This window comes from Knoellia sp. AC549 (assembly GCF_979258975.1).
Window position 1 is genome coordinate 3,870,253 of the sequence record NZ_OZ409890.1, and the last position, 19,743, is coordinate 3,889,995.

A 19,743-nucleotide genomic window follows, 5' to 3' on the forward strand; every position below is an offset into this window, starting at 1 on the left:
GGCAGCGCTGGCAGCGCCAGGCTCAACCGGCGATGCGCTCCACGAGGGCGGTGAGGTCGCTGGGATCGGCGCCGGCGAAGCTCGAGCCCAACGACACCGCTGAGGCACCCGCGTCGAGGAACTGGGCTGCGTTGTCGACGGAGACACCGCCGGTCACGCAGAACTTTGCGGACGGGAAGGGACCGTGCAGCGCAGGGATGAGGTCAGCACCCAGGACGCTGGCCGGGAAGAGCTTGAGCCAGCGGTGCCCCGCACTGACGGCGTGGTGCACCTCGGTGGCCGTGGCGACACCGGGCAGGTGCGGCAGACCGGCGTTGCGGCTCACCACGCTCACCTCCCGGTCGAAGCCCGGGGAGACCGTGAAGACAGCTCCCGCCTCACGCACGAGGGCCACCTGGTCGGGGGTGACGATGGTGCCCGCCCCCACGGGTGCACCGTCGGGTGCGGCCTGGGCGACGGCCGTGAGCGAACGCAGCGACTCCTCGCCCTGCACCGGCACCTCGACCACGCGGATGCCGGCGGCCCACGCCGTGCGGGCCAGCTCGAGGGTTCGCCCCGGGTCGAAGCCGCGCAGGATCACCATGACGCCGGTCCCGCCCAGCTGCTCGTCGAACCAGCCGTCCGGGTCGTGGGATGCACTCATGAGGTCTGCTCCTGGGCGGTGAGGGAGGTGGCTTCGGGCGCCACGGGGAGGGTCTGTGTCTCGGCCGGCCACTCGCCGTGTGGGTCGGTCGCGCGGACGAGAAGTGCTTCGTGGTCGGTTAGCTCCGGATGGTCGTCGAGACTGAGCAGGGCTCTCCCGGCGACGAGGTGACCGAGGCGGAGGGCCGTCGCGGCATCAGCACCCGTGGCAGTGGCCGCGATCCAGCCCGCGGCGAACGCGTCGCCGGCCCCGACCGGCTCGACCACGTCGACGGCCAGGGCAGGCACGGTGACGGTGTCCGCGCGACCCAGGCGGACGGCATACCGGCTCCCGTCCTTGACCACGATCGTCTCGGGATGGGGCAGCAGGGCACGGATGTCCTCGGGAGTCTCGACGTGCCAGAGGTCCTGGGCCTCGTCGAGCCCCACCAGCACGGTGTCGGCAAGGGCAGCGGCTTCGGCGATGGCTGCCGCTGCGCTCTCGCGGTCAGTCCACAGGCGCGGGCGGTAGTTGACGTCGAAGCTGGTGCGCACACCAGAAGCTTCGCGCTCGTCGCAGCAGCGAGGTGACGAGCTCCCGGCAGGACGGGGAGAGGGCGCTCGTCACACCGGAGACGTGGACCCAGGAGGGCGCGGCGGCCAGGACGACATCGGCGACCGAGGCGCCCATGCGGCTCGCGGCCGACCCGGCACGGTAGTAGTGCACCCGGGACCCCTCGGGTGACGGGTCCTTGAAGAAGACGCCGGTGGGCGCGTCGTCGTCGATGAGCACCAACGACGTGTCGACCCCCTTGGCAGCAAGGTCGGCGACCACCCGCTCCCCCAGAGGGTCCGCACCGACGGCGCTCACCCAGGACGCGTCCAGGCCGAGGGCGGCGAGGCCCGCGGCAACGTTGGACTCGGCCCCGGCAGTGGCGATCCGGAACATCTCGGCTGTGCCCAGGCGGCCGTCCTGGGGCACGACCTGAGCCATGGACTCACCCACGCACACGACGAGAGGTTGCTGCGCAGCCGGCCGTGCGCCGTCCATGTCTGTCCTCCGGGTCAGGGACGACGAGGCCGGCCCCGTCGTCGGGCGAGGCCATCCAACCATGAGGCTGGAGTCACGCCTTCCGGCAGGGTGCCGTCGCCTTTGCCACCCACGACCCTCGGGAAGTCACACGGGTGACTCCTTGACAGGAAACCATATGGTTTCCTAATCTGTCCTTGTGGACCTCATCTTCCGAGCACTCGCGGACCCGACCCGCCGGGCGCTGCTCGATGCCCTTTTCACCCGAGACGGCCAGTCGCTCCTCGCGCTGACTGCCGACTTCGACATGACCCGGATCGGCGTGGCCAAGCATCTGGCCCTGCTGGAGGAGGCCGGCCTCGTCGTGAGCCGGCGACAGGGGCGGGAGAAGCTGCACTTCCTCAACCCGGTGGGCATCCGCCAGGTCCACGACCGGTGGGTCAGCAAGTACACCGAGCCCTGGGCCGCCGGCCTGATCGGGCTGCGCGACGAGCTGGAAGGCCAGGACATGAGCACGAGCAAGGTGTTCGAGATCTACATCCGCACCACCCCTGAGAAGGTGTGGGCAGCCATCACCGACCCGCAGACCCGACGCCGCTTCCACTTCGGCAGCACCGTCGCGTCCGACTGGACTCAGGGCTCTCCCTACGAGGTCAGCCACGACGGCGTCGAAGGTCCCCTCGTCGACGGCGAGAACGTCCGGGTCGAGCCGCCGCACCTCCTCGTCCAGAGCTTCCACGCCCACTGGGACGACGATGCCGAGTCCGCGGGCACGTCCCGCGTCACGTGGGAGATCGAGGAGGTGGGCGACTCGTGCCGGCTCACCGTCATCCACGACCAGCTGCCCGAGGGCGTCGTCGAGGCGATCTACGGCGGCTGGCCCATGGTGCTCTCGGGCCTGAAGACCTGGCTCGAGACCGGCACCGAGCTCACCACCCCTGGCTCGTTGCTGTACGGCCGAGCCACCACGACCGACACCGACGCCGACACCACAGGAGCACGACGATGAGCACTCTCGACAAGACCTTCACCGGCACCCTCGTCACGAGCGGCAGCGGCGGCGCCTGGACCTATCTCGTCACCGACTGGAGCGCCGACTTCTTCGGAACTCGCGGTTTGGTCAAGGTCGCCGGCAGCGTTGACGACCACCCGTTCCGCGGGTCCTTCATGGCCCTGGGCGACGGCACCCACAAGCTGGCCCTGACCAAAGCGACCCGCACGGCGATCGGCAAGGGCACCGGCGACGAGGTCACCATCCACCTCACCGAGCGCCTTGACGGTGCGACGACGTTGGTGAGCGCGTGATGTTCAGTGACGTGAGAGCCGTCGCGGTCGGTGTCTCGGACACGGACGCCGCCATCACCTTCTTCACCGAGCAGCTGGGCTTCGAGCTGCGCATGGACGTCGCCATGAGCGAGACCTTCCGTTGGGTCGAGGTCGCCGCCCCTGGCGCCCAGACCTCCGTCGCCCTGCTCTCGAGCGACGGCCCGCCCGTGGGCATCGACTCCGGCATCCGGTTCGTCGTCGACGACGCTGCCGCGATGCATGCCGCGCTTCGGGCCTCCGGCGTCCGGGTCGACGACCTCATCGTGTCCGACTACGCGCCGCCGATGTTCGACTTCCGCGACCCCGACGGCAACGTGTACTACGCGAGCGAGATCGGGTCCTGACCGGAGCGCGTGAGCGTGGGTGACGACGTCACGTCCCAGCTCAGGGAGCGTGGAGGGGACGGCCGTGGTGAGCTCGCGCGCCCTCAGGGTGCCCGGTTGCCGCGCTCCACCTCCTGCGCGACGAGAGCCGCCCGGTCGCGCAGCCGGTCCAGGCCCTGCGTCGGGCGGGTCATCCGCGGGTTGTCGGAGAGCCGCTCTCGGTTGCGGTCGAGGAACCACCAGTAGCCCGCCGTGAACGGGCAGGCGTCCTCGCCCACCCGGACCTTGGGGTCGAAGCGGCACGAGCCGCAGTGGTCGCTCATCGTGTTGATGTAGGCACCGCCCGAGGTGTAGGGCTTGGTCGCCATGACGCCACCGTCGGCGTGCTGCGACATGCCGACGATGTTGGGCACCATGACCCAGTCGTAGCCGTCCACGAACGCGCGGTGGAACCAGTCGGTGACCTCCGCCGGCGCCCAACCGCGCTGCATCGCGAAGGACCCGAGCACCATCAGCCGTGGGATGTGGTGGACCCACCCGTGCTCGGCGACCTGGTCGAGGGTGTGCGAGAGGCAGCGTGCCTCGGTCGCCTCGGAGTCGAGCTCGGCGAACCACTGCGGCATCGGCTGACTGGCCGCCAGCGCGTTCCTGCGGCGGTAGCCGCTGCCCTCGTGCCAGTAGAGGTGCCACACGTAGTCGCGCCACCCGAGCACCTGACGCACGAAACCCTCCACGCTCGCGATCGGTGCGTCCCCCGCCAGGTATGCCGCCTCGGCCCGTGCGACGACCTCGAGCGGGTCGAGCAGCCCCAGGTTGAGCGGTGCGCTGAGGAGGCTGTGTGCCATCCACGGGTCGCCCTCCATGATCGCGTCCTCGTGCGCCCCGAAGTCCGCCAGGCGGTGCTCGACGAAGTGGTCGAGGGCGGCGAGCGCCTCGGTCCGCGTCGCAGCGAAGCGCCGCGGCCGGTCGCGGCCGAGGTAGGCCACGTCGCCGTCCCGCTCCCAGCGGTCGAGGTCCTCGCGCACCTGGTCGTCGATCTCGTCCTCGTCCGGCCACCACGGCTCGGTCACGCCGAGACTGCTTGCCCCCTTGGGCGGAGGCTTGCGGTTGTCGTGGTCGAAGTTCCACTGCCCGCCCGCGGGGTCGGCACCATCCAGAAGCACACCGTGGCGTCGTCGAGCGTCGCGGTAGAAGTCCTCCATGAGCAGGCGGCGGCCACCCCGGCCCTGCGCCCACCGGGTGAAGTCCTCGCGGCTCGTGGCGAACCCGCGAGGCGGGAGGACGTGAGCCCCGAGCCGTTCGACGAGGTCGAGCGCGGCATACGAGGTCGGGTGGATGACCTCGACGTCCTCGAGTCCCCGCACAACCTCGCCGTAGGTGTTGGCGCGGTGGTAGGTCATGCGGTCCCCCAGCTCGGCGGCACGGTGGCGCATGGCGGACAGCACGAGGTGGGCCTTGGCTCGGTGGAACCGTCTGCGGGCGAACACCGCTCGGGACTCGACCATGACGACCTGACCGGCGTGGTCATCGACGAAGTGCGGGCCGAGCTGGTCACCGAACAGCCACCGCGTGGTCATGCCTGCACGCTAGCCCTGTCAGCCGCCGACGAGCCCGGTGAGGACCTCCTCGGTCCAGGCCAATGCCACGAGCAGCCCGGCGCACATGAACGGCCCGAAGGCCATGGCCGTCTTGCGTCCCGCGCGACCCGAGAGGAGCAGGACCACCGCGCCAAGACCTCCGAGGACGAAGGCGGCCAGGGTCCCGACGACGACGTGCCCGACCGAGAACCAGCCGAGAAGCAGGCCGATCGTCGGCGCGAGCTGCACGTCACCACCACCGAACCCTCCCCCGGGCAGGAACGCGAACGCCACATAGATCGCCGTCAGCACGAGCGAGCAGATGGCCGCCACGAGCAGACGGTCCCACTCACCCGTCGCGATCGTCGGTGGCAGCAGGAGAAGCGCGAACGCGGGCAGGGCCGGCCGGGTGAGCCCCACCGGGAGGCGGTGGACGTCGAGGTCGATCCAGACGAGACACACGCTCAACCATGCGAACAGCAGGTATGCCGGCAGAGCGGCATACGTGGCCGTCGCACCGACCGCGGAGGTGACGAACAGGACGAGCCCGACGAGAAGCGGGGCCACCCACCACGACGGCGGTGGCGCGTGCATCGCCTCGTCCTCCGGGATGCGGTAGCCGCCGGTTGCGAGCTCCCGCGCGGTCACTCGACCCACCACGGCAGCGGCCACCACGAGGGCGAGGAGCGCCAGGCCGAGGCCGAGGCCGTCGCTCATCGCTCGGACACCGCCGTGCGGGCAGCGGCGAACATGGCGTCCACGGGGCCGGGTCGCCCGGTGAACAGCTCGACCTGGGCCGCCGCCTGGTGGACGAGCATGTCGAGTCCCGACACGACGTCCGCCCCGGCCGCGCGCGCGGCCCTCGCGAGAGGTGTCGGCCAGTCGGCGTAGACGACGTCGAGGAGCGTGGTGCCGGACAGCCTCGACGACTCCTGCGCCACGACGCCGGCAGCCGAGCTCGCCGCGGGTGCCAGGGTCGAGATGACGAGCCGAGGGGGTTCCGCACCCCAGAGCTCGAGCGGGACGTGGACCCCCTTGATGTCGTGCCTGGCCAGCAGCGCCACGACCTCCGCCGACGCGTCGGCGTTGCGGGCAGCGACCACCACGTCGCGCACCTCGAGCTCGCCGAGCGCCAGGGCCGCTGACCGGGCCGTGGCTCCGGACCCGAGGATCGTGGCGCGCCCGTCGTGCTCGACGTGCTCCACTGCCCGGACGATGCCCACGACGTCGGTGTTGTGGCCGTCCCAACGTCCGTCGTCGCGACGGACGAGCGTGTTGACGGCGCCTGCGTCGCGAGCGATCGCCGTGACCTCGGCAGCGACCTCGAAGGCCACCTCCTTGAGTGGCATCGTCAGGCTCAGGCCACGCCACGCCTCGTCCAGGCCGGCCACGAAGGCCGCCAGCTCGGAGGAGCCGACCTCGTGACGCTCGTAGGACCACTCGGGCAGGCCCAGCACGGCATACGCGGTCCGGTGGAGAACGGGTGACAGCGAGTGCGAGACGGGGAATCCGAGGACGGCTGCTCTCAGCACTTGTCCTTGTTCTCCGAGCACCACGTGTTGAACTCTCGGACGTTGACGTCGTGCTCGGCCTGGGTCACGGCGAACTTCGTCTCGCCGGTCGACGGGTTGACCGCGACGAAGTAGAACCACGGACCCTGCGCCGGGTTGGCCGCCGCCTCGATCGAGGCAGCTCCCGGGTTGTTGATCGGTCCCGGAGGGAGTCCCTTGACCTTGTAGGTGTTGTAGGGGCTGTTCGAGTTGCGGGCCTCGTTGGAGGTGCCGGCCCGTCCGCGCTTCTGCTCGATGTAGTGGACGGTGGAGTCCATCTGGAGCCGGCCGATGGTGGGGCCGCTGGGGTCGTCGAGCCGGTTCTCGATGACGCGAGCCACCTTGGCCCGGTCGGCCTCCCCGTTGACCTCGCCCTCGATGATCGAGGCCACGGTGAGGATGCGGGTGTAGTCCTCGGGCTGGACGCCGGCCTTCTCGAGCTCGGCGAGGGTCAGCGCGATCATCTGCTTGAGCTGCGCCGCAGCGGGCGTGCCCTTGTCGAACTCGTAGCTCGACGGAAAGAGGTAGCCCTCGACCTTGCCCCCCGCGGCCTGCGGAAGTCCGAGCGCCGCAGGGTTCTTGAGGGCGGCCTGGTACTGAGCAACTGGGACACCGGTCGACTTGCTGAGCCGCGGGATGATCTCGCTGGCCCACAGTCCCTCGGGGAGCGTCAGCCGCGGCACGCTGCGGTTGGCCGGGTCGGCCAGCAGCGTGAAGGCATCGAGAGCCTTCATGCCCTTCTTGAGGGTGTACGTCCCGGCCTGGATCTTGGCACTCTGCTCCGGGTCCGCGGCGGACGCGTCAAGGTATGCCGTGCGCGTCTTGACGACGCCGGCGGACTTCAGAGCCGTCGCGATCGCCTCACCGCTGTCGCCCTGCTTCACGGTCACGGCGACCTCGCCCTCGCCGGGTCCGGCAAAGTCCTCGGCCTCGGACCCACCGCCGCCGGCGATCGACGAGACGAACGGCTTGAGGACGGCCACGGCGGCGATCGCCGCACCACCCACGAGGACGATGGCGAGGACGAGCGTCAGCAGACGACGACCCTTGCCCTTGTTCTGACGCTGGCGGCGGCGACGACGCGGCTCGTGGGCTGCAGGCTCCCCGAAGATCGTCGTGTCGAGGTGGTCCTGGGTCACCGTGATCCGTCCTTCGTCTTCGGCCTGCGCCGCTTCTGCCGCACCACCAGCTCGCCCGGGGGGCGGCCGGAGCTGCGTTCCTCATCCAGTGCGGCCTGGAGGATGAGGACTGCCGCCACCTGGTCGACGACGGCACGTTGTCGACGCCCGGCGACACCACTGTCGCGCAGGGCCCTGTGAGCGCTGACGCTCGTGAGTCGCTCGTCGACGAGACGGACGCTCACGGGAGCAACGCGCTGGGCCAACTCCGCAGCATACTGGCGCGCGGCCGCTGCGCTCGGACCTTCGTCCCCCGAAAGTGAGCGTGGCAGACCCACGACGACCTCGACGGCACCCAGTGCGACGCCCAGCGCGACGATCTCGGCGACGTCGTCGGTGGCGGGCTCGGCATCGGGCCAGGCGCGTGCCAGCGTCGCGTGGGGTGTCGCGAGCAGCCCCGAGGGGTCGCTGACGGCCACGCCGACACGCACCGTGCCGACATCCACCCCCAGACGGACCCCGGGGCGCACGCTCAACCGACGAGCTCCCCGACGCGCCACTCGACGGCGTTGATGGCCTCACCGGACTTCGAGAGGTCCTGGCCACCACCCTGGGCGATGTCGTCCTTGCCACCGCCGCCGCCACCGAGGGCCTGGGCTGCGATGCGGACGAGCTCACCGGCCTTGATGCCGCGGTCACGCGCGCCCTGGTTGGTCGCGATGACGACGACAGGTCGGCCCTTGGCCCCACCGGTCACGGCCACGACCGACGGTGACGCGTCACCGAGCTTCTGCCGGGCGTCGAGCACCATGGCCCGCACGTCGTCGGCGCCTGCCTCGCCACCGGCGTCGTGCCCGACGAACCGCACCCCCCCGACGTCCTTGGCGTGGTCGCTGAGCGAGCCGGCCGCGGCGAGCACGGCCTGCTTGCGGGTGCGCTCGAGCTCACGCTCGGCGTCCTTGAGCCGGGTGACCATCGCGCCGATGCGCTCGGTCAGCTCGCCGGGCTGGACTCCGACGATGCCGGTGAGCTCGGCGACGATCGCCCGCTCCCGGGCGAGGTGGCGCAGGGCATCCATGCCGACGAACGCCTCGACCCGACGGACCCCGGAACCGATCGACGACTCGCCCGTCAGGGTGAGCGCACCCACCTGCGAGGAGTGGCCGACGTGGGTGCCACCGCAGAGCTCGCGCGACCACGCGCCACCGATCTCGACGACGCGCACGTCCTCGCCATAGGTCTCACCGAAGAGCGCGAGCGCGCCGGCCTCACGAGCCTGGGCCAGCGGCATCCAGGCCGCGGACACCGGCAGGTCCTTGCGGACGGCGAGGTTGGCGACCTCCTCGATCTCGCTGCGGGTCTCCGGCGAGAGCGCCTGACCCCACGCGAAGTCGAGGCGGAGGTAGCCCGGCTTGTTGTAGGAGCCGGACTGGAGCGCGGACGGGCCGAGGACCTGGCGGAGTGCGGCGTGGATGACGTGGGTGCCGGAGTGCGCCTGGCACGCCGAGATCCGCCACTCGGGGTCGACCTCGGCGAGGACGGGCGCGCCGGCGCGCAGCGGTCCGTGGACGACCTCCACGGTGTGGGCGATGAGACCCTTGACCGGCCGCTGCACGTCCATCACCTTGAGGTGCACCCCGTCGGCCGTGATGATGCCCTCGTCGGCGATCTGCCCACCGGACTCGGCATAGAAGGGGGTGCGGTCGAGGATGACCTGGCCGCGCTGTCCGGGCTCGATCTCCTCGACGCGCTGCCCGTCGATGACGAGGCCGAGGACCGTGGCCTCGCTGGTGAGCTCCTGCCAGGCGCGGAAGTCGGTCTCGCCGGCCGAGCGCAGCTCCTTCCACACCTCGGTGTTGGCGTGGCCGGACTTCTTGGCCTTGGCGTCGGCCTTCGCCCGGTTGCGCTGCTCCTGCATGAGCCGCGTGAAGCCCTCGCGGTCGACGGCGAGGCCCTGCTCCTCCGCCATCTCGAGGGTGAGGTCGATCGGGAAGCCATAGGTGTCGTGCAGCTGGAACGCCTGGTCCCCGGCCAGCGTGGTGCCACCCGACTCCTTGGTGCGCGACACGGCCGTGTCGAGGATCGTCGTGCCCGAGGCGAGCGTCCGCCGGAAGGCCTCCTCCTCGGCATACGCGATCTTGCTGATCCGGTCGAAGCCGGTCTCGAGCTCCGGGTAGGACTGCTTCATCCGCTCCATCGAGACCGGGAGCAGGTGAGGCAGCGCGGGCTCCTCGAAGCCGAGGAGCCGCATCGAGCGCACAGCGCGTCGCAGCATCCGGCGCAGCACGTAGCCACGACCCTCGTTGCCGGGGGTCACGCCGTCACCGATGAGCATGAGCGAGGACCGGATGTGGTCCGCGACGACGCGCAGCCGGACGTCGTCCGGATGGGAACCCTGGGCCGAGTGACCCGACTCGGCGCCGTAGGACTTGCCGGTCATCTCGGCCGCCTTGGCGAGGACGGGGTAGACCTCGTCGATCTCGTAGAGGTTGTCGACACCCTGGAGGACCGAGGCGATGCGCTCGAGCCCCATGCCGGTGTCGATGTTCTGCGCCGGCAGCGGAGCCTCGATGTCGAAGTCGTCCTTGGCCCGGACCTGCGAGAGCTCCTCCTGCATGAAGACGAGGTTCCAGATCTCCATGTAGCGGTCCTCGTCGACCGCGGGGCCACCCTCCTGGCCGTACTCCTCGCCGCGGTCGTAGAAGATCTCGCTGCACGGGCCTCCGGGACCGGGCACGCCCATGTGCCAGTAGTTGTCGAGCTTCCCGCGTCGCACGATGCGGTCGAGCGGGATCGAGGTGTGCTCGGCCCAGAGACGCTCGGCCTCGTCGTCGTCCTCGTAGACCGTGGCCCACAGCCGGTCGGGGTCCAGGCCGTAGCCACCCTCGTCCTGCGAGGTGGTGAGGAGCTGCCACGCGAAACGGATGGCGTCCTTCTTGAAGTAGTCGCCGAACGAGAAGTTGCCGTTCATCTGGAAGAACGTGCCGTGGCGCGAGGTCTTGCCGACCTCCTCGATGTCACCGGTGCGGACACACTTCTGGACGCTCGTGGCGCGCTCCCACGGCGGCGTCTCCTGGCCCGAGAAGTACGGCTTGAACGGCACCATGCCCGCGTTGACGAACAGCAGGTTGGGGTCGTCGTGGATGAGCGGCGCGGAGGGCACCACCGTGTGGCCGTTCTTCTCGAAGAAGGCGAGCCAGCGGCGCCGGATCTCAGCGGTTTCCATGTGGGCAGTCCTGGAGGTTGGAAGGCATCGGGTCGAGTGCATCGCCCGGGATGGGGCACCGATGAATCCTACGGGTCGCACCTCCGCCACCGCCGCCGCGTTCCTTGACGGCAAGCCCGTGTCCCACGTTGGCTCCGTTCAGCGTCCGCCGAGGCGCTCCTTGAGCCAGCTCCAGCGCTCCTGCAGCCGAGCCTCGAACCCGCGGTCGGTCGGCTGGTAGTAGTCGGCCTTCCCGTGCAGGTCGTCCGGGAGGTACTGCTGGCGCGCCACACCGTCGGCCTCGTCGTGGGCGTAGACGTAGCCCTTCCCGTGCTCGAGACGGGACGCACCTGCATACCCGCTCCCGCGAAGGTGTGCAGGCACGGCCCCGCCACGTCCGCCACGGATGTCGGCGATGGCCGCGTTGATCCCGGCATAGGCCGCGTTGCTCTTGGGAGCCAGGGTGTTGTGGACAACCGCCTGCGCCAGGATGATTCGCGCCTCGGGCATGCCGACCTGGGCGACGGCGTGCATCGCTGCGACAGCGGTCTGGAGGGCGGTCGGGTCGCCCATGCCGACGTCCTCGCTCGCCGAGATGACGATGCGCCGGGCGATGAAGCGCGGGTCCTCCCCCGCCTCGAGCTGACGGGCGAGGTAGTGCAGCGCCGCGTCGACGTCGGACCCACGCATCGACTTGATGAACGCCGACGCGACGTCGTAGTGCTGGTCGCCGGTCCTGTCGTAGCGCACCGACGCCTGGGCCACGGCCTGCTCGGCGTGTGCGAGGGTGATCTCGATCGGGGTCGAGTCGTCACGCCCGGCAGGTGCATCGTCGAGGGCGACACCTGCCGCTGCCTCCAGGGACGTGAGCGCCCGCCGAGCGTCCCCACCGGAGATGCGCACGAGGTGCTCACGCGCCTCGTCGGACAACGTGTATCTCGCGTCGAGACCGCGCTCGTCGCTCACCGCTGCGCCGAGCACGTCGGTGACCTGCTCGTCGTCGAGCGAGGTGAGCGTGATGAGCATGGAGCGCGAGAGCAGGGGGGCGATGACGGCGAAGGACGGGTTCTCGGTGGTCGCCGCGACGAGGATGACCTGCCGCGTCTCGACCCCGGGGAGAAGGGCGTCCTGCTGGGCCTTGGTGAATCGGTGGATCTCGTCGAGGAAGAGCACCGTCTGCCGGTCGTAGAGGTCGCGGTTGCGCGCGGCCGCCTCCATCACGGCGCGCACGTCCTTGACCCCGGCGGTGACGGCCGACAGCTCGACGAACTCACGGTTCGCCGCGGTCGCGACGAGGTGTGCCAGCGTCGTCTTGCCCGTCCCGGGCGGACCCCAGAGGATGGCGCTCAGGGAACCGGCGGTGCCGCCAGAACCCTCGATGAGGCGTCGAAGTGGGCTGCCCGGTCGCAGGACGGCCTGTTGACCGCGAACCTCATCGATCGACGCGGGACGCATGCGGACCGCGAGGGGAGGAAGGGTGGCGGCACCGGTGCCCTCAGCTGATGCGAAGAGGTCGTTGGAGGCCGGCACTCCCGCAGACTAACGTGCTGGTCAGACAGGTGACGCGGGTCACACCCACCCGCCGCCGAGCCTGCGACGAATGACGTGCACAGGGTCACACGACCCTCTGACCCTTCTCGAAAGGTGAACCATGACCGACACGACCTCGACGACACCGACGTCACCTGCCCTGCATCACGAGGACACGGGGGGTGAGGGCCGACCCGTCGTCCTCATCCACGGTTGGCCCCTCTCCGGCGCTTCCTGGAAGGACACGGTCCCCGCGCTCGTCGATGCCGGGCTGCGCGTCATCACCTACGACCGGCGCGGGTTCGGCCAGTCGGCGCCCGCCGCCGACGGACGCTACGACTACGACGCCCTCACCGCCGACCTCGCCGGGCTCATCGAGGAGCTCGACCTGACCGACGTCTCGCTCGTCGGGTTCTCGATGGGCGGCGGAGAGGTGGCGCGCTACGTCGGCACCCACGGCGAGGACCGCCTTCACAGCATCGCCTTCGCCGGGGCCATCCCGCCGTGGCTGCTCAAGAGTGACGACAACCCCGACGGCGGTCTTCCCCGCGCAGAGGCCGAGAAGATGCAGGCAGGGCTGCGGGCCGACCGGGAGGGCTTCCTCGACGAGTTCACCACGAACTTCTTCAGCGCCGGTGGGGAGCTCAAGGTGACCGAGGAGCAGCGCCGCGAGGCACTGGCGCTCGCCGCCCAGGCGGATCTGGACGCCGCGAAGGCGTGCATCGCGTCGTGGCTCGAGGACTTCACCGACGACCTCGCCAAGGTCACTGTGCCGACCCTGGTCATCCACGGCGACTCGGACGCCATCGTGCCGATCGAGGTCTCGGGCCAACGCACCCACGAGCAGGTCGCGGGCAGCGAGCTGGTCACCGTCAAGGACGGACCCCACGGCGTCAACACGAGCCACGCCGAGGCGTTCAACGCAGCCCTGGTGCGCTTCCTGACCGCCTGAGCTCATCACTCCACGCCATGCGTCCACGCGCCGGTGGACGTTGGGCGCCGGGTCCGCCGGAGGGCGGAGCCGGCGCTCAGGACTGGGTGGCGCGCACCTTGTCGAGGCGTGCGGTGAGCGACTCGACGCGGTGCGAGTTGCCGTGCAGGCCGATGTAGCGCGGGCCGAAGACGGCAAGCAGCGCGTCATCGAGCCGGCGCACGGCACCAGCTGGGTAGCGGTAGTCCATCCGCTCGTTGATGCCCTGGGCGTCGATGGACCCGAGCAGGCCCCCGAGCTCGTCGAGCGAGGTGATCCCGAGCTCGAGGAGCAACCCCGAGATCCACGAGTAGTGGTCGGTCCGGGACCAGCCGGCGTCCTGGAACTGCGCCGTCAGGAAGGCGGCCAGGTCGGTGCCACTGATCCGCGGGTCGTCGTCCGAGGCGTCCGGGTCGACCCCGACGCTGGCCTGCAGCCGGTCACGGATGGCGGTGAACTCACGGTCGGCCAGCTCCAGGAGTCCTGCGGCGAGGGTGAATCGGCGGTCGAGGTCCGACACGTCCTCTGCCGGGACTGACCCCTTGTATCGCACGTCGTGCTCGAACTCGGCCCAGGCGTGCTGCAGGATCGTGCGGACCTGCACCGACGCGGAGCGTCCACGCAGGTGCCCGTATGCCGGGTCGCCGCCCTCGTCGTCGAGGGTCACCAGGAGGTGCCTGCTCGAGTAGCCGAAGCGTCCCTGCTTGGCGGTCTCCTGCCCGAGGTCCCGGTCGTCCAGGACGCTGAACTCGCCGGCGAGGAGGTCCGCGACGGCGGCAACGTCTCCCTGCAGGTAGGTGACGACCCGGACACCGATCTGGTCGGTGATCTCGGTGAGCGGGTCGGAGTAGACCGGGACCCCGCCCTCCGTCTGGGATGCCTTGCCCGCGAAGGACGCGACACTCTTGGCGCGGCCGGTGACACTGACGTAGTTGATGCCCGCGTCGTCGAGCATCGCCGTGACCATGGCGACGAACTGGTCCGTGACCTCACGCAGCTCGGGCTGTTGCTGGGCATAGCGGCGGATGGCCTGCTGGAAGGCGCCCGGCGGCGTCTGCTCGGAGGAGTGGAGCCGCTCCTCATCGCCCAGGGGTGCGCCGTGGTCGCTCATGACCAACCCAGCGAGGCACGCAGCCCGGCGACACCCGAGGCCGGGTCGTGGTGGACCGCCCGGATGCCCAGCTCCCGGGCGGTGGCGACGTTGGCGGGCATGTCATCGACGAAGCCCACCGCACCAGCGTCCTGCTGAGAGATTCCCAGGGCCTCGAGCACCCGCTCGAAGTAGGCGACCTCGGGCTTCATCGCTCCGACGTCACACGAGTAGAACGACCGCTCGAAGACTTCGTCGTAGCCGAAGCGCTGACGCAGGTAGGCCTTGCGGTGGTCCTGTTGGTTCGTCGCGAGCACACAGGTCACGCCGGTCGCCGCCACCTCTCGCACGAGGCGGAGGGCGTCGTCGTCGGGGTCGACCTGCTCCCACAGACTGAGGAGGTCGTCCACACTCGCGGTGACCTCTGGCCACTCGAGCAGCAGCTCGGACAGGCAGTCCCGAAAGGGAGCCTCCCCACGCAGCGCGGGGAGCTCTGCGGCAAAGAGAGCCTCGGCGAACCCGGGGCCGCCCCAGGCCTGCAGGCGCGGAGCCCACTCGTGCCGAGGATGCTGGAGGACCCCGTCCGCGTCCCAGAGGAGGACGCGGACGGGCCGGGCAGGATCGAGCGGCCGGGCATCCGTCGCCAGGGTGTCGGCCGCGTTCGTCATCAGGCCGTCGCCGCCGCCGGATCGGTCGGACCGTCGCCCTTTGCCTCGGGCTTGGCGTCGACGCCGGCCTCCTTGCGCTGCTCCGGCGTGATCGGTGCCGGCGCCGCGGTCAGCGGGTCGTAGCCGCCACCGGACTTCGGGAAGGCGATGACGTCGCGGATGGACTCGGTGCCGGCGAGCAGCGAGACGATGCGGTCCCACCCGAAGGCGATGCCGCCGTGCGGCGGCGCACCGAAGGCGAAGGCGTCGAGCAGGAAGCCGAACTTCTCCTGGGCCTCCTCGTCGGACAGGCCCATGACCTTGAAGACGCGCTCCTGGATGTCGCGACGGTGGATACGGATCGACCCGCCACCGATCTCGTTGCCGTTGCAGACCATGTCGTAGGCATAGGCGAGCGCGGGGCCGGGGTCGGTGTCGAACGAGTCCATGAACTCGGCCTTGGGCGAGGTGAAGGCGTGGTGGACAGCCGTCCAGGCTCCCCCACCGACGGCGACGTCACCGGCGGCGACGGCCTCGGACGCCGGCTCGAACAGCGGCGCGTCGAGGACCCAGAGGAAGGACCAGGCGCTCTCGTCGATGAGCTCGCAGCGCTTGCCGATCTCCAGACGGGCAGCGCCGAGCAGGGCGCGTGAGGACTTCGTCGGGCCGGCGGCGAAGAACACGCAGTCGCCAGGCTGGGCACCGACGTGGGCGGCCAGCCCGGCCTTCTCGTCGTCGGAGAGGTTCTTGGCGACCGGTCCGGAAAGTTCAACGGAACCGTCCGCTGAGTTCTCGTTGACAAGGACGTAGGCCAGCCCCTTGGCGCCACGGCTCTTGGCCCAGTCCTGCCAGGCGTCGAGTTGCTTGCGCGGCTGCGAGGCGCCACCGGGCATGACGACGGCCCCGACGTACTCGGCCTGGAACACCCGGAACGGCGTCTCCTTGAAGTAGTCGGTGCACTCCACGAGCTCGTTGCCGAAGCGCAGGTCAGGCTTGTCCGAGCCGAAGCGCCGCATGGCCTCGGCATAGGTCAGCTGCTCGAAGGGCGCGTCCAGCTCGACGTCGATGAGCTTCCAGACGGCCTTGACGATCGCCTCGCCCAGCTCGAGCACGTCGGCCTGCTCGACGAAGCTCATCTCGATGTCGAGCTGGGTGAACTCCGGCTGGCGGTCGGCACGGAAGTCCTCGTCGCGGTAGCAGCGGGCGATCTGGTAGTAGCGCTCCATGCCGGCGACCATGAGCAGCTGCTTGAACAGCTGCGGGCTCTGCGGCAGGGCGTACCAGGAGCCGGGAGCCAGCCGCGCGGGCACGAGGAAGTCCCGTGCCCCCTCGGGCGTGGACCGCGTCAGCGTGGGGGTCTCGATCTCGACGAAGTCGCGCTCGCCGAGGACCGAGCGGGCTGCGGCGTTGACCTTGGAGCGCAGCCGCAGGGCAGCACCGGCCGAGGACGCGCCCGGACGACGCAGGTCGAGGTAGCGGTGCTTGAGGCGGGCCTCCTCGCCGACGGTGACGCGCTCGTCGATCTGGAAGGGCAACGGTGCGCTGGGCGCCAGCACCTCGATGGCGGAGGCCACGACCTCGACGGCGCCGGTCGGCAGGTCGGCGTTGACGTTGGCCTCGCTGCGCGCGACGACCTCCCCGGTCACCTTGATGCAGAACTCGGCCCGCAGGTCGTGGGCCGCACCGGTGAGGACCTCGTCACGTGCCACGACCTGGACGACACCACTGGCATCGCGCAGGTCGATGAAGGCGACGCCCCCGTGATCGCGACGCCTGCCCACCCACCCGGTGAGCGTGACGGTCTGAGTGGTGTGGTCGGCGCGCAGAGTGCCGGCCTCGTGGGTGCGGAGCACGAGAGGTCCTTTGGAACGGGGGTGGATGAACTCGGTCATCCTACGGAGTCGCGCCCACCTCGCACGAACCGCATTTCGGGTATGCCGTGTGCTCCGTTCGTCACGAGCCGCACCACCCGCGGTGGCCTGCTACGTCGAGAGGTCGACACCGTCGCGATAGAACCAGCGGCCGGCCCTCCGCACGAAGGTGCTGCGTTCCCGGACGGCACCGTCCTGACGCGAGCGGCCCTGCCCCGAGCGCCAACGGGCTGCGAACTCGACGACGCCCGCGTCCTCGTCGCCCGAGACCGCGACGATCTCGAGGCCCACCCACTCGAGCGCTGCGTCGAGTCGCACCTCTGCCGGGCGCGTCGCCGGGTGCCAGGTGCGGAAGAGGTGGTCGCTGTCACCGACGGCGTATGCCGTGTAGCGCGACCGCATCACCGTCACCGGAGTCGGCGGCCACGTCTCCCCCGCGAGGAAGGGACCGCAGCAGGCCGAAAGGTCGGCACCGGCTGGTACCCCTCCGCACGGGCAGCGCTGCGAACCGGGGTCGTCGATCACGCGCGGGCCGAGCCGCCGGGACCCTGTGGCCACGGGGTGTGGTGCGGCCTGAGCGTGGACCAGTCCCCCTGTCGTGCAACGTGAGCCGCGAGGACCGCCGAAACGAGGATGGCGTTCTGGACGCGCCCCTCAAGCACCGCGGCGACGGCATCGTCGAGCGGGACCCAGGCAAGCGGCATACCGTGCTCCTCCGCGTCACGCACGTGGCGGTCGGAGTCGGCGACGGACGACAGGTCACGCGCGAGGTAGACGCGGATCGCCTCGTCGAGCCCACCCGGCGACGGCCGGAGGTCGACGAGGACGTCGAGACGTCCGGCGACGAGGTCCGCCTCCTCGTGCAGCTCTCGGGCGGCGGCCTGCCAGGCCGGCTCGCCCTCGACGTCGAGGAGACCGGCCGGGATCTCCCAGTCACGGGTGCGGATGGGGTGGCGGTACTGCTGGATGAGGCAGATCCGCCCGCTCTCGTCGAGCGCCAGGACGGCGACGGCGCCGGGGTGGCGGACGTAGTCGCGCACGTGGGTGCCGGCGTCGCCGAGGTCGACCTCGTCGCGGACGACGTCCCACACCCGGCCCGTCAGGAGGAGCTCGGAGTGCCGCACCGGCCGGGGGTCGAACTCGTCGGCGAAGGCGTCAGCGGTCATGAGACGTCTGCGTCGGCGCTCACCCGGGGACGCTCGACCTCGACGAGCCGTGCAGCCCGCTGCTCCTCGATGGCGGCACCGATGAGGCCGGCGAAGAGCGGGTGCGCCCGGGTCGGACGGGACTTGAACTCCGGGTGGGCCTGGGTCGCGACGTAGTAGGGGTGCTCGTCACGGTCGAGCTCGACGAACTCCACGAGGCCGAGCTCGGGGTGCGTCCCGGAGATGCGCAGCCCGGCCGCCTCGATCTCGCTGCGGTAGGACTCGTTGACCTCGTAACGGTGGCGGTGCCGCTCGTCGGCGCTCGTCGAGCCGTAGACCTCGGCGACGACGGAGCCGGCGACGAGGTCGGCGCGCTGCGAACCCAGACGCATCGTCCCGCCCAGGTCACCCGCCCCCTCGACGAACGCCTTCTGCTCCTCGATGGTCGCGATGACCGGGGCCGTGGTGTCGGGGTCGAACTCGGTCGAGCTCGCTCCGTCGATGCCGGCCTTGTTGCGGGCGTACTCGATGACCATGCACTGCAGTCCGAGGCAGATGCCGAGGGTCGGGACGCGGTGCTCGCGCGCCCAGGTCAGCGCGCCGAGCTTGCCTTCGATGCCCCGGACCCCGAAGCCACCCGGCACAAGGACGGCGTCGACGCCACCCAGCGCCTTCTGCGCCCCCGACGCGGTCTGGCACTCGTCGCTCGCCACCCAGCGGATCTGGACCTTGGCGTCGTGGTGGAAGCCACCGGCGCGCAGGGCCTCGGTGACGGAGAGGTAGGCGTCGGGCAGGTCGATGTACTTGCCGACGAGGGCGACCTCGACCCGGTGCTCGGGGTTGTGGACGCGTCCGAGGAGGCGGTCCCACTCGGTCCACTCCACGTCGCGGAAGGTCAGGCCGAGACGACGGATGACATAGGCGTCGAGGCCCTCACGGTGCAGGACCTTGGGGATGTCATAGATGCTCGGGGCGTCGACACAGGCGGCAACACCGTCGGTGTCGACATCGCACATGAGCGAGATCTTGCGCTTGATCGACTCCGGGATCTCTCGATCGGCCCTCAGCACAAGGGCATCGGGCTGGATGCCGACCTGGCGCAGCGCCGCGACCGAGTGCTGCGTCGGCTTCGTCTTGAGCTCACCGCTGGGGGCGAGGTAGGGCACGAGCGAGACGTGGAGGAAGAAGACGCTGTCCCGGCCGAGGTCGTGACGCACCTGGCGGGCCGCCTCGAGGAAGGGCAGGGACTCGATGTCGCCGACGGTGCCCCCGATCTCGGTGATGATGACGTCCGGCGCCTCGGTGTCGTCGACGTCAGGAGCGCCGGCGGCCTGGGCGCGCATGCGTTCCTTGATCTCGTTGGTGATGTGCGGGATGACCTGGACGGTGTCGCCGAGGTACTCACCGCGCCGCTCCTTGGCGATGACCTTGCTGTAGACCTGACCGGTCGTGACGTTGGCCTTGCCGATGAGGTTGCGGTCGAGGAAGCGCTCGTAGTGCCCCACGTCGAGGTCGGTCTCGGCACCGTCGTCGGTGACGAAGACCTCGCCGTGCTGGAACGGGTTCATCGTCCCGGGGTCCACGTTGAGATAGGGGTCGAGCTTCTGCATCGTCACGCGCAGACCGCGTGCCCTGAGCAGGAATCCGAGGCTGGATGCCGTGAGGCCCTTGCCGAGCGAAGAGGCGACGCCTCCGGTCACGAAGATCTGTTTCGTCTGAGCCACCACGGGCTTCAACAAT

General features: G+C 70.3%; 20 protein-coding genes. 4 read left to right on the forward strand and 16 right to left on the reverse strand.

The genetic code is table 11. From position 1 onward, the window contains the following. Positions 1 to 22: 22 nt before the first annotated feature. From ACZZ98_RS18860 to ACZZ98_RS18870, 3 genes are read right to left on the reverse strand one after another with little or no spacing between them, the layout of a single operon-like run. The gene (locus tag ACZZ98_RS18860; protein ID WP_463517666.1) at positions 23 to 643 is read right to left on the reverse strand and encodes a bifunctional 4-hydroxy-2-oxoglutarate aldolase/2-dehydro-3-deoxy-phosphogluconate aldolase; all 621 of its coding nucleotides are present in this window, start codon (positions 641 to 643) and stop codon (positions 23 to 25) included. After that, entirely contained in the window at positions 640 to 1,176 is a 537-nt protein-coding gene (locus tag ACZZ98_RS18865) for a PfkB family carbohydrate kinase (protein ID WP_463517667.1), read from the reverse strand. Before ACZZ98_RS18865 ends, ACZZ98_RS18860 begins: the two co-directional genes overlap by 4 nt. Beyond that, positions 1,130 to 1,615: a PfkB family carbohydrate kinase gene (locus ACZZ98_RS18870; RefSeq protein ID WP_463517668.1), complete on the reverse strand. Its 486-nt coding sequence runs from the start codon at positions 1,613 to 1,615 to the stop codon at positions 1,130 to 1,132. The genes ACZZ98_RS18865 and ACZZ98_RS18870 overlap by 47 nt, the downstream gene beginning before the upstream one ends. A gap of 235 nt (positions 1,616 to 1,850) precedes the next feature. Between ACZZ98_RS18870 and ACZZ98_RS18875 the strand changes: the two genes are divergently transcribed. Genes ACZZ98_RS18875 through ACZZ98_RS18885 form a run of 3 tightly spaced genes read left to right on the forward strand, consistent with a single transcriptional unit; the run spans position 1,851 to position 3,321 of the window. Further along, a complete protein-coding gene (locus tag ACZZ98_RS18875; RefSeq protein ID WP_463517669.1) occupies positions 1,851 to 2,660 on the forward strand; it encodes an ArsR/SmtB family transcription factor in 810 nt (269 codons plus the stop codon). After that, positions 2,657 to 2,956 (forward strand): DUF1905 domain-containing protein, encoded by a 300-nt coding sequence (locus tag ACZZ98_RS18880; RefSeq protein WP_463517670.1) that lies wholly within the window; start codon positions 2,657 to 2,659, stop codon positions 2,954 to 2,956. The genes ACZZ98_RS18875 and ACZZ98_RS18880 overlap by 4 nt, the downstream gene beginning before the upstream one ends. 11 nt (positions 2,957 to 2,967) lie before the next feature. Then, positions 2,968 to 3,321, forward strand: a complete 354-nt coding sequence (locus ACZZ98_RS18885; protein ID WP_463517671.1) for a VOC family protein — start codon at positions 2,968 to 2,970, stop codon at positions 3,319 to 3,321. 83 nt (positions 3,322 to 3,404) lie between these two features. Here the strand turns inward: ACZZ98_RS18885 and ACZZ98_RS18890 are convergent, their stop codons facing one another. From ACZZ98_RS18890 to ACZZ98_RS18920, 7 genes are all read right to left on the reverse strand, one after another. Continuing rightward, complete coding sequence (locus ACZZ98_RS18890; RefSeq protein ID WP_463517672.1) at positions 3,405 to 4,877, reverse strand: cryptochrome/photolyase family protein; 1,473 nt, start codon at positions 4,875 to 4,877, stop codon at positions 3,405 to 3,407. An 18-nt stretch (positions 4,878 to 4,895) separates the two neighbouring features. Next, positions 4,896 to 5,594 carry a prepilin peptidase gene (locus ACZZ98_RS18895; RefSeq protein WP_463517673.1) on the reverse strand — a complete coding sequence of 233 codons (699 nt, stop codon included), beginning with the start codon at positions 5,592 to 5,594 and terminating at the stop codon, positions 4,896 to 4,898. Next, positions 5,591 to 6,409: a shikimate dehydrogenase gene (locus tag ACZZ98_RS18900; protein ID WP_463517674.1), complete on the reverse strand. Its 819-nt coding sequence runs from the start codon at positions 6,407 to 6,409 to the stop codon at positions 5,591 to 5,593. Before ACZZ98_RS18900 ends, ACZZ98_RS18895 begins: the two co-directional genes overlap by 4 nt. After that, on the reverse strand, positions 6,403 to 7,566 hold the full coding sequence (gene mltG / locus ACZZ98_RS18905) for an endolytic transglycosylase MltG (protein WP_463517675.1): 1,164 nt from the start codon (positions 7,564 to 7,566) through the stop codon (positions 6,403 to 6,405). The genes ACZZ98_RS18900 and mltG overlap by 7 nt, the downstream gene beginning before the upstream one ends. Further along, on the reverse strand, positions 7,563 to 8,081 hold the full coding sequence (gene ruvX / locus ACZZ98_RS18910; RefSeq protein WP_463517676.1) for a Holliday junction resolvase RuvX: 519 nt from the start codon (positions 8,079 to 8,081) through the stop codon (positions 7,563 to 7,565). Before ruvX ends, mltG begins: the two co-directional genes overlap by 4 nt. Then, a complete protein-coding gene (gene alaS / locus ACZZ98_RS18915) occupies positions 8,078 to 10,771 on the reverse strand; it encodes an alanine--tRNA ligase (RefSeq protein WP_463517677.1) in 2,694 nt (897 codons plus the stop codon). The genes ruvX and alaS overlap by 4 nt, the downstream gene beginning before the upstream one ends. A gap of 138 nt (positions 10,772 to 10,909) precedes the next feature. After that, positions 10,910 to 12,280 (reverse strand): replication-associated recombination protein A, encoded by a 1,371-nt coding sequence (locus ACZZ98_RS18920; protein ID WP_463517678.1) that lies wholly within the window; start codon positions 12,278 to 12,280, stop codon positions 10,910 to 10,912. A 121-nt stretch (positions 12,281 to 12,401) separates the two neighbouring features. Here ACZZ98_RS18920 and ACZZ98_RS18925 point away from each other — a divergent pair, with 121 nt between their 5' ends. Further along, complete coding sequence (locus ACZZ98_RS18925; protein ID WP_463517679.1) at positions 12,402 to 13,232, forward strand: alpha/beta fold hydrolase; 831 nt, start codon at positions 12,402 to 12,404, stop codon at positions 13,230 to 13,232. A gap of 76 nt (positions 13,233 to 13,308) precedes the next feature. Here the strand turns inward: ACZZ98_RS18925 and ACZZ98_RS18930 are convergent, their stop codons facing one another. From ACZZ98_RS18930 to ACZZ98_RS18955, 6 genes are all read right to left on the reverse strand, one after another. Continuing rightward, the gene (locus ACZZ98_RS18930; protein ID WP_463517680.1) at positions 13,309 to 14,361 is read right to left on the reverse strand and encodes a GTP pyrophosphokinase; all 1,053 of its coding nucleotides are present in this window, start codon (positions 14,359 to 14,361) and stop codon (positions 13,309 to 13,311) included. Continuing rightward, on the reverse strand, positions 14,358 to 15,008 hold the full coding sequence (locus ACZZ98_RS18935) for an HAD family hydrolase (protein WP_463517681.1): 651 nt from the start codon (positions 15,006 to 15,008) through the stop codon (positions 14,358 to 14,360). Before ACZZ98_RS18935 ends, ACZZ98_RS18930 begins: the two co-directional genes overlap by 4 nt. Continuing rightward, on the reverse strand, positions 15,008 to 16,840 hold the full coding sequence (aspS, locus tag ACZZ98_RS18940) for an aspartate--tRNA ligase (RefSeq protein ID WP_463517682.1): 1,833 nt from the start codon (positions 16,838 to 16,840) through the stop codon (positions 15,008 to 15,010). The genes ACZZ98_RS18935 and aspS overlap by 1 nt, the downstream gene beginning before the upstream one ends. A gap of 129 nt (positions 16,841 to 16,969) precedes the next feature. Beyond that, positions 16,970 to 17,416: a YchJ family protein gene (locus ACZZ98_RS18945; protein WP_463517683.1), complete on the reverse strand. Its 447-nt coding sequence runs from the start codon at positions 17,414 to 17,416 to the stop codon at positions 16,970 to 16,972. Next, entirely contained in the window at positions 17,380 to 18,024 is a 645-nt protein-coding gene (locus tag ACZZ98_RS18950; RefSeq protein ID WP_463517684.1) for an NUDIX domain-containing protein, read from the reverse strand. Before ACZZ98_RS18950 ends, ACZZ98_RS18945 begins: the two co-directional genes overlap by 37 nt. Next, positions 18,021 to 19,730, reverse strand: coding sequence for a CTP synthase (locus ACZZ98_RS18955; RefSeq protein WP_463517685.1), 1,710 nt, complete (start codon positions 19,728 to 19,730; stop codon positions 18,021 to 18,023). Before ACZZ98_RS18955 ends, ACZZ98_RS18950 begins: the two co-directional genes overlap by 4 nt. Positions 19,731 to 19,743: the final 13 nt, after the last annotated feature.

Coding starts and splice junctions, on each gene's coding strand:
- ACZZ98_RS18895 (WP_463517673.1), bottom strand. CDS start 5,594: ATGAGCGACGGCCTCGGCCTCGGCCTGGCGCTCCTCGCCCTCGTGGTG.
- ACZZ98_RS18930 (WP_463517680.1), bottom strand. CDS start 14,361: ATGAGCGACCACGGCGCACCCCTGGGCGATGAGGAGCGGCTCCACTCC.
- ACZZ98_RS18935 (WP_463517681.1), bottom strand. CDS start 15,008: ATGACGAACGCGGCCGACACCCTGGCGACGGATGCCCGGCCGCTCGAT.
- ACZZ98_RS18870 (WP_463517668.1), bottom strand. CDS start 1,615: ATGGCTCAGGTCGTGCCCCAGGACGGCCGCCTGGGCACAGCCGAGATG.
- ACZZ98_RS18860 (WP_463517666.1), bottom strand. CDS start 643: ATGAGTGCATCCCACGACCCGGACGGCTGGTTCGACGAGCAGCTGGGC.
- ACZZ98_RS18950 (WP_463517684.1), bottom strand. CDS start 18,024: ATGACCGCTGACGCCTTCGCCGACGAGTTCGACCCCCGGCCGGTGCGG.
- ACZZ98_RS18890 (WP_463517672.1), bottom strand. CDS start 4,877: ATGACCACGCGGTGGCTGTTCGGTGACCAGCTCGGCCCGCACTTCGTC.
- alaS (WP_463517677.1), bottom strand. CDS start 10,771: ATGGAAACCGCTGAGATCCGGCGCCGCTGGCTCGCCTTCTTCGAGAAG.
- ACZZ98_RS18925 (WP_463517679.1), top strand. CDS start 12,402: ATGACCGACACGACCTCGACGACACCGACGTCACCTGCCCTGCATCAC.
- ACZZ98_RS18880 (WP_463517670.1), top strand. CDS start 2,657: ATGAGCACTCTCGACAAGACCTTCACCGGCACCCTCGTCACGAGCGGC.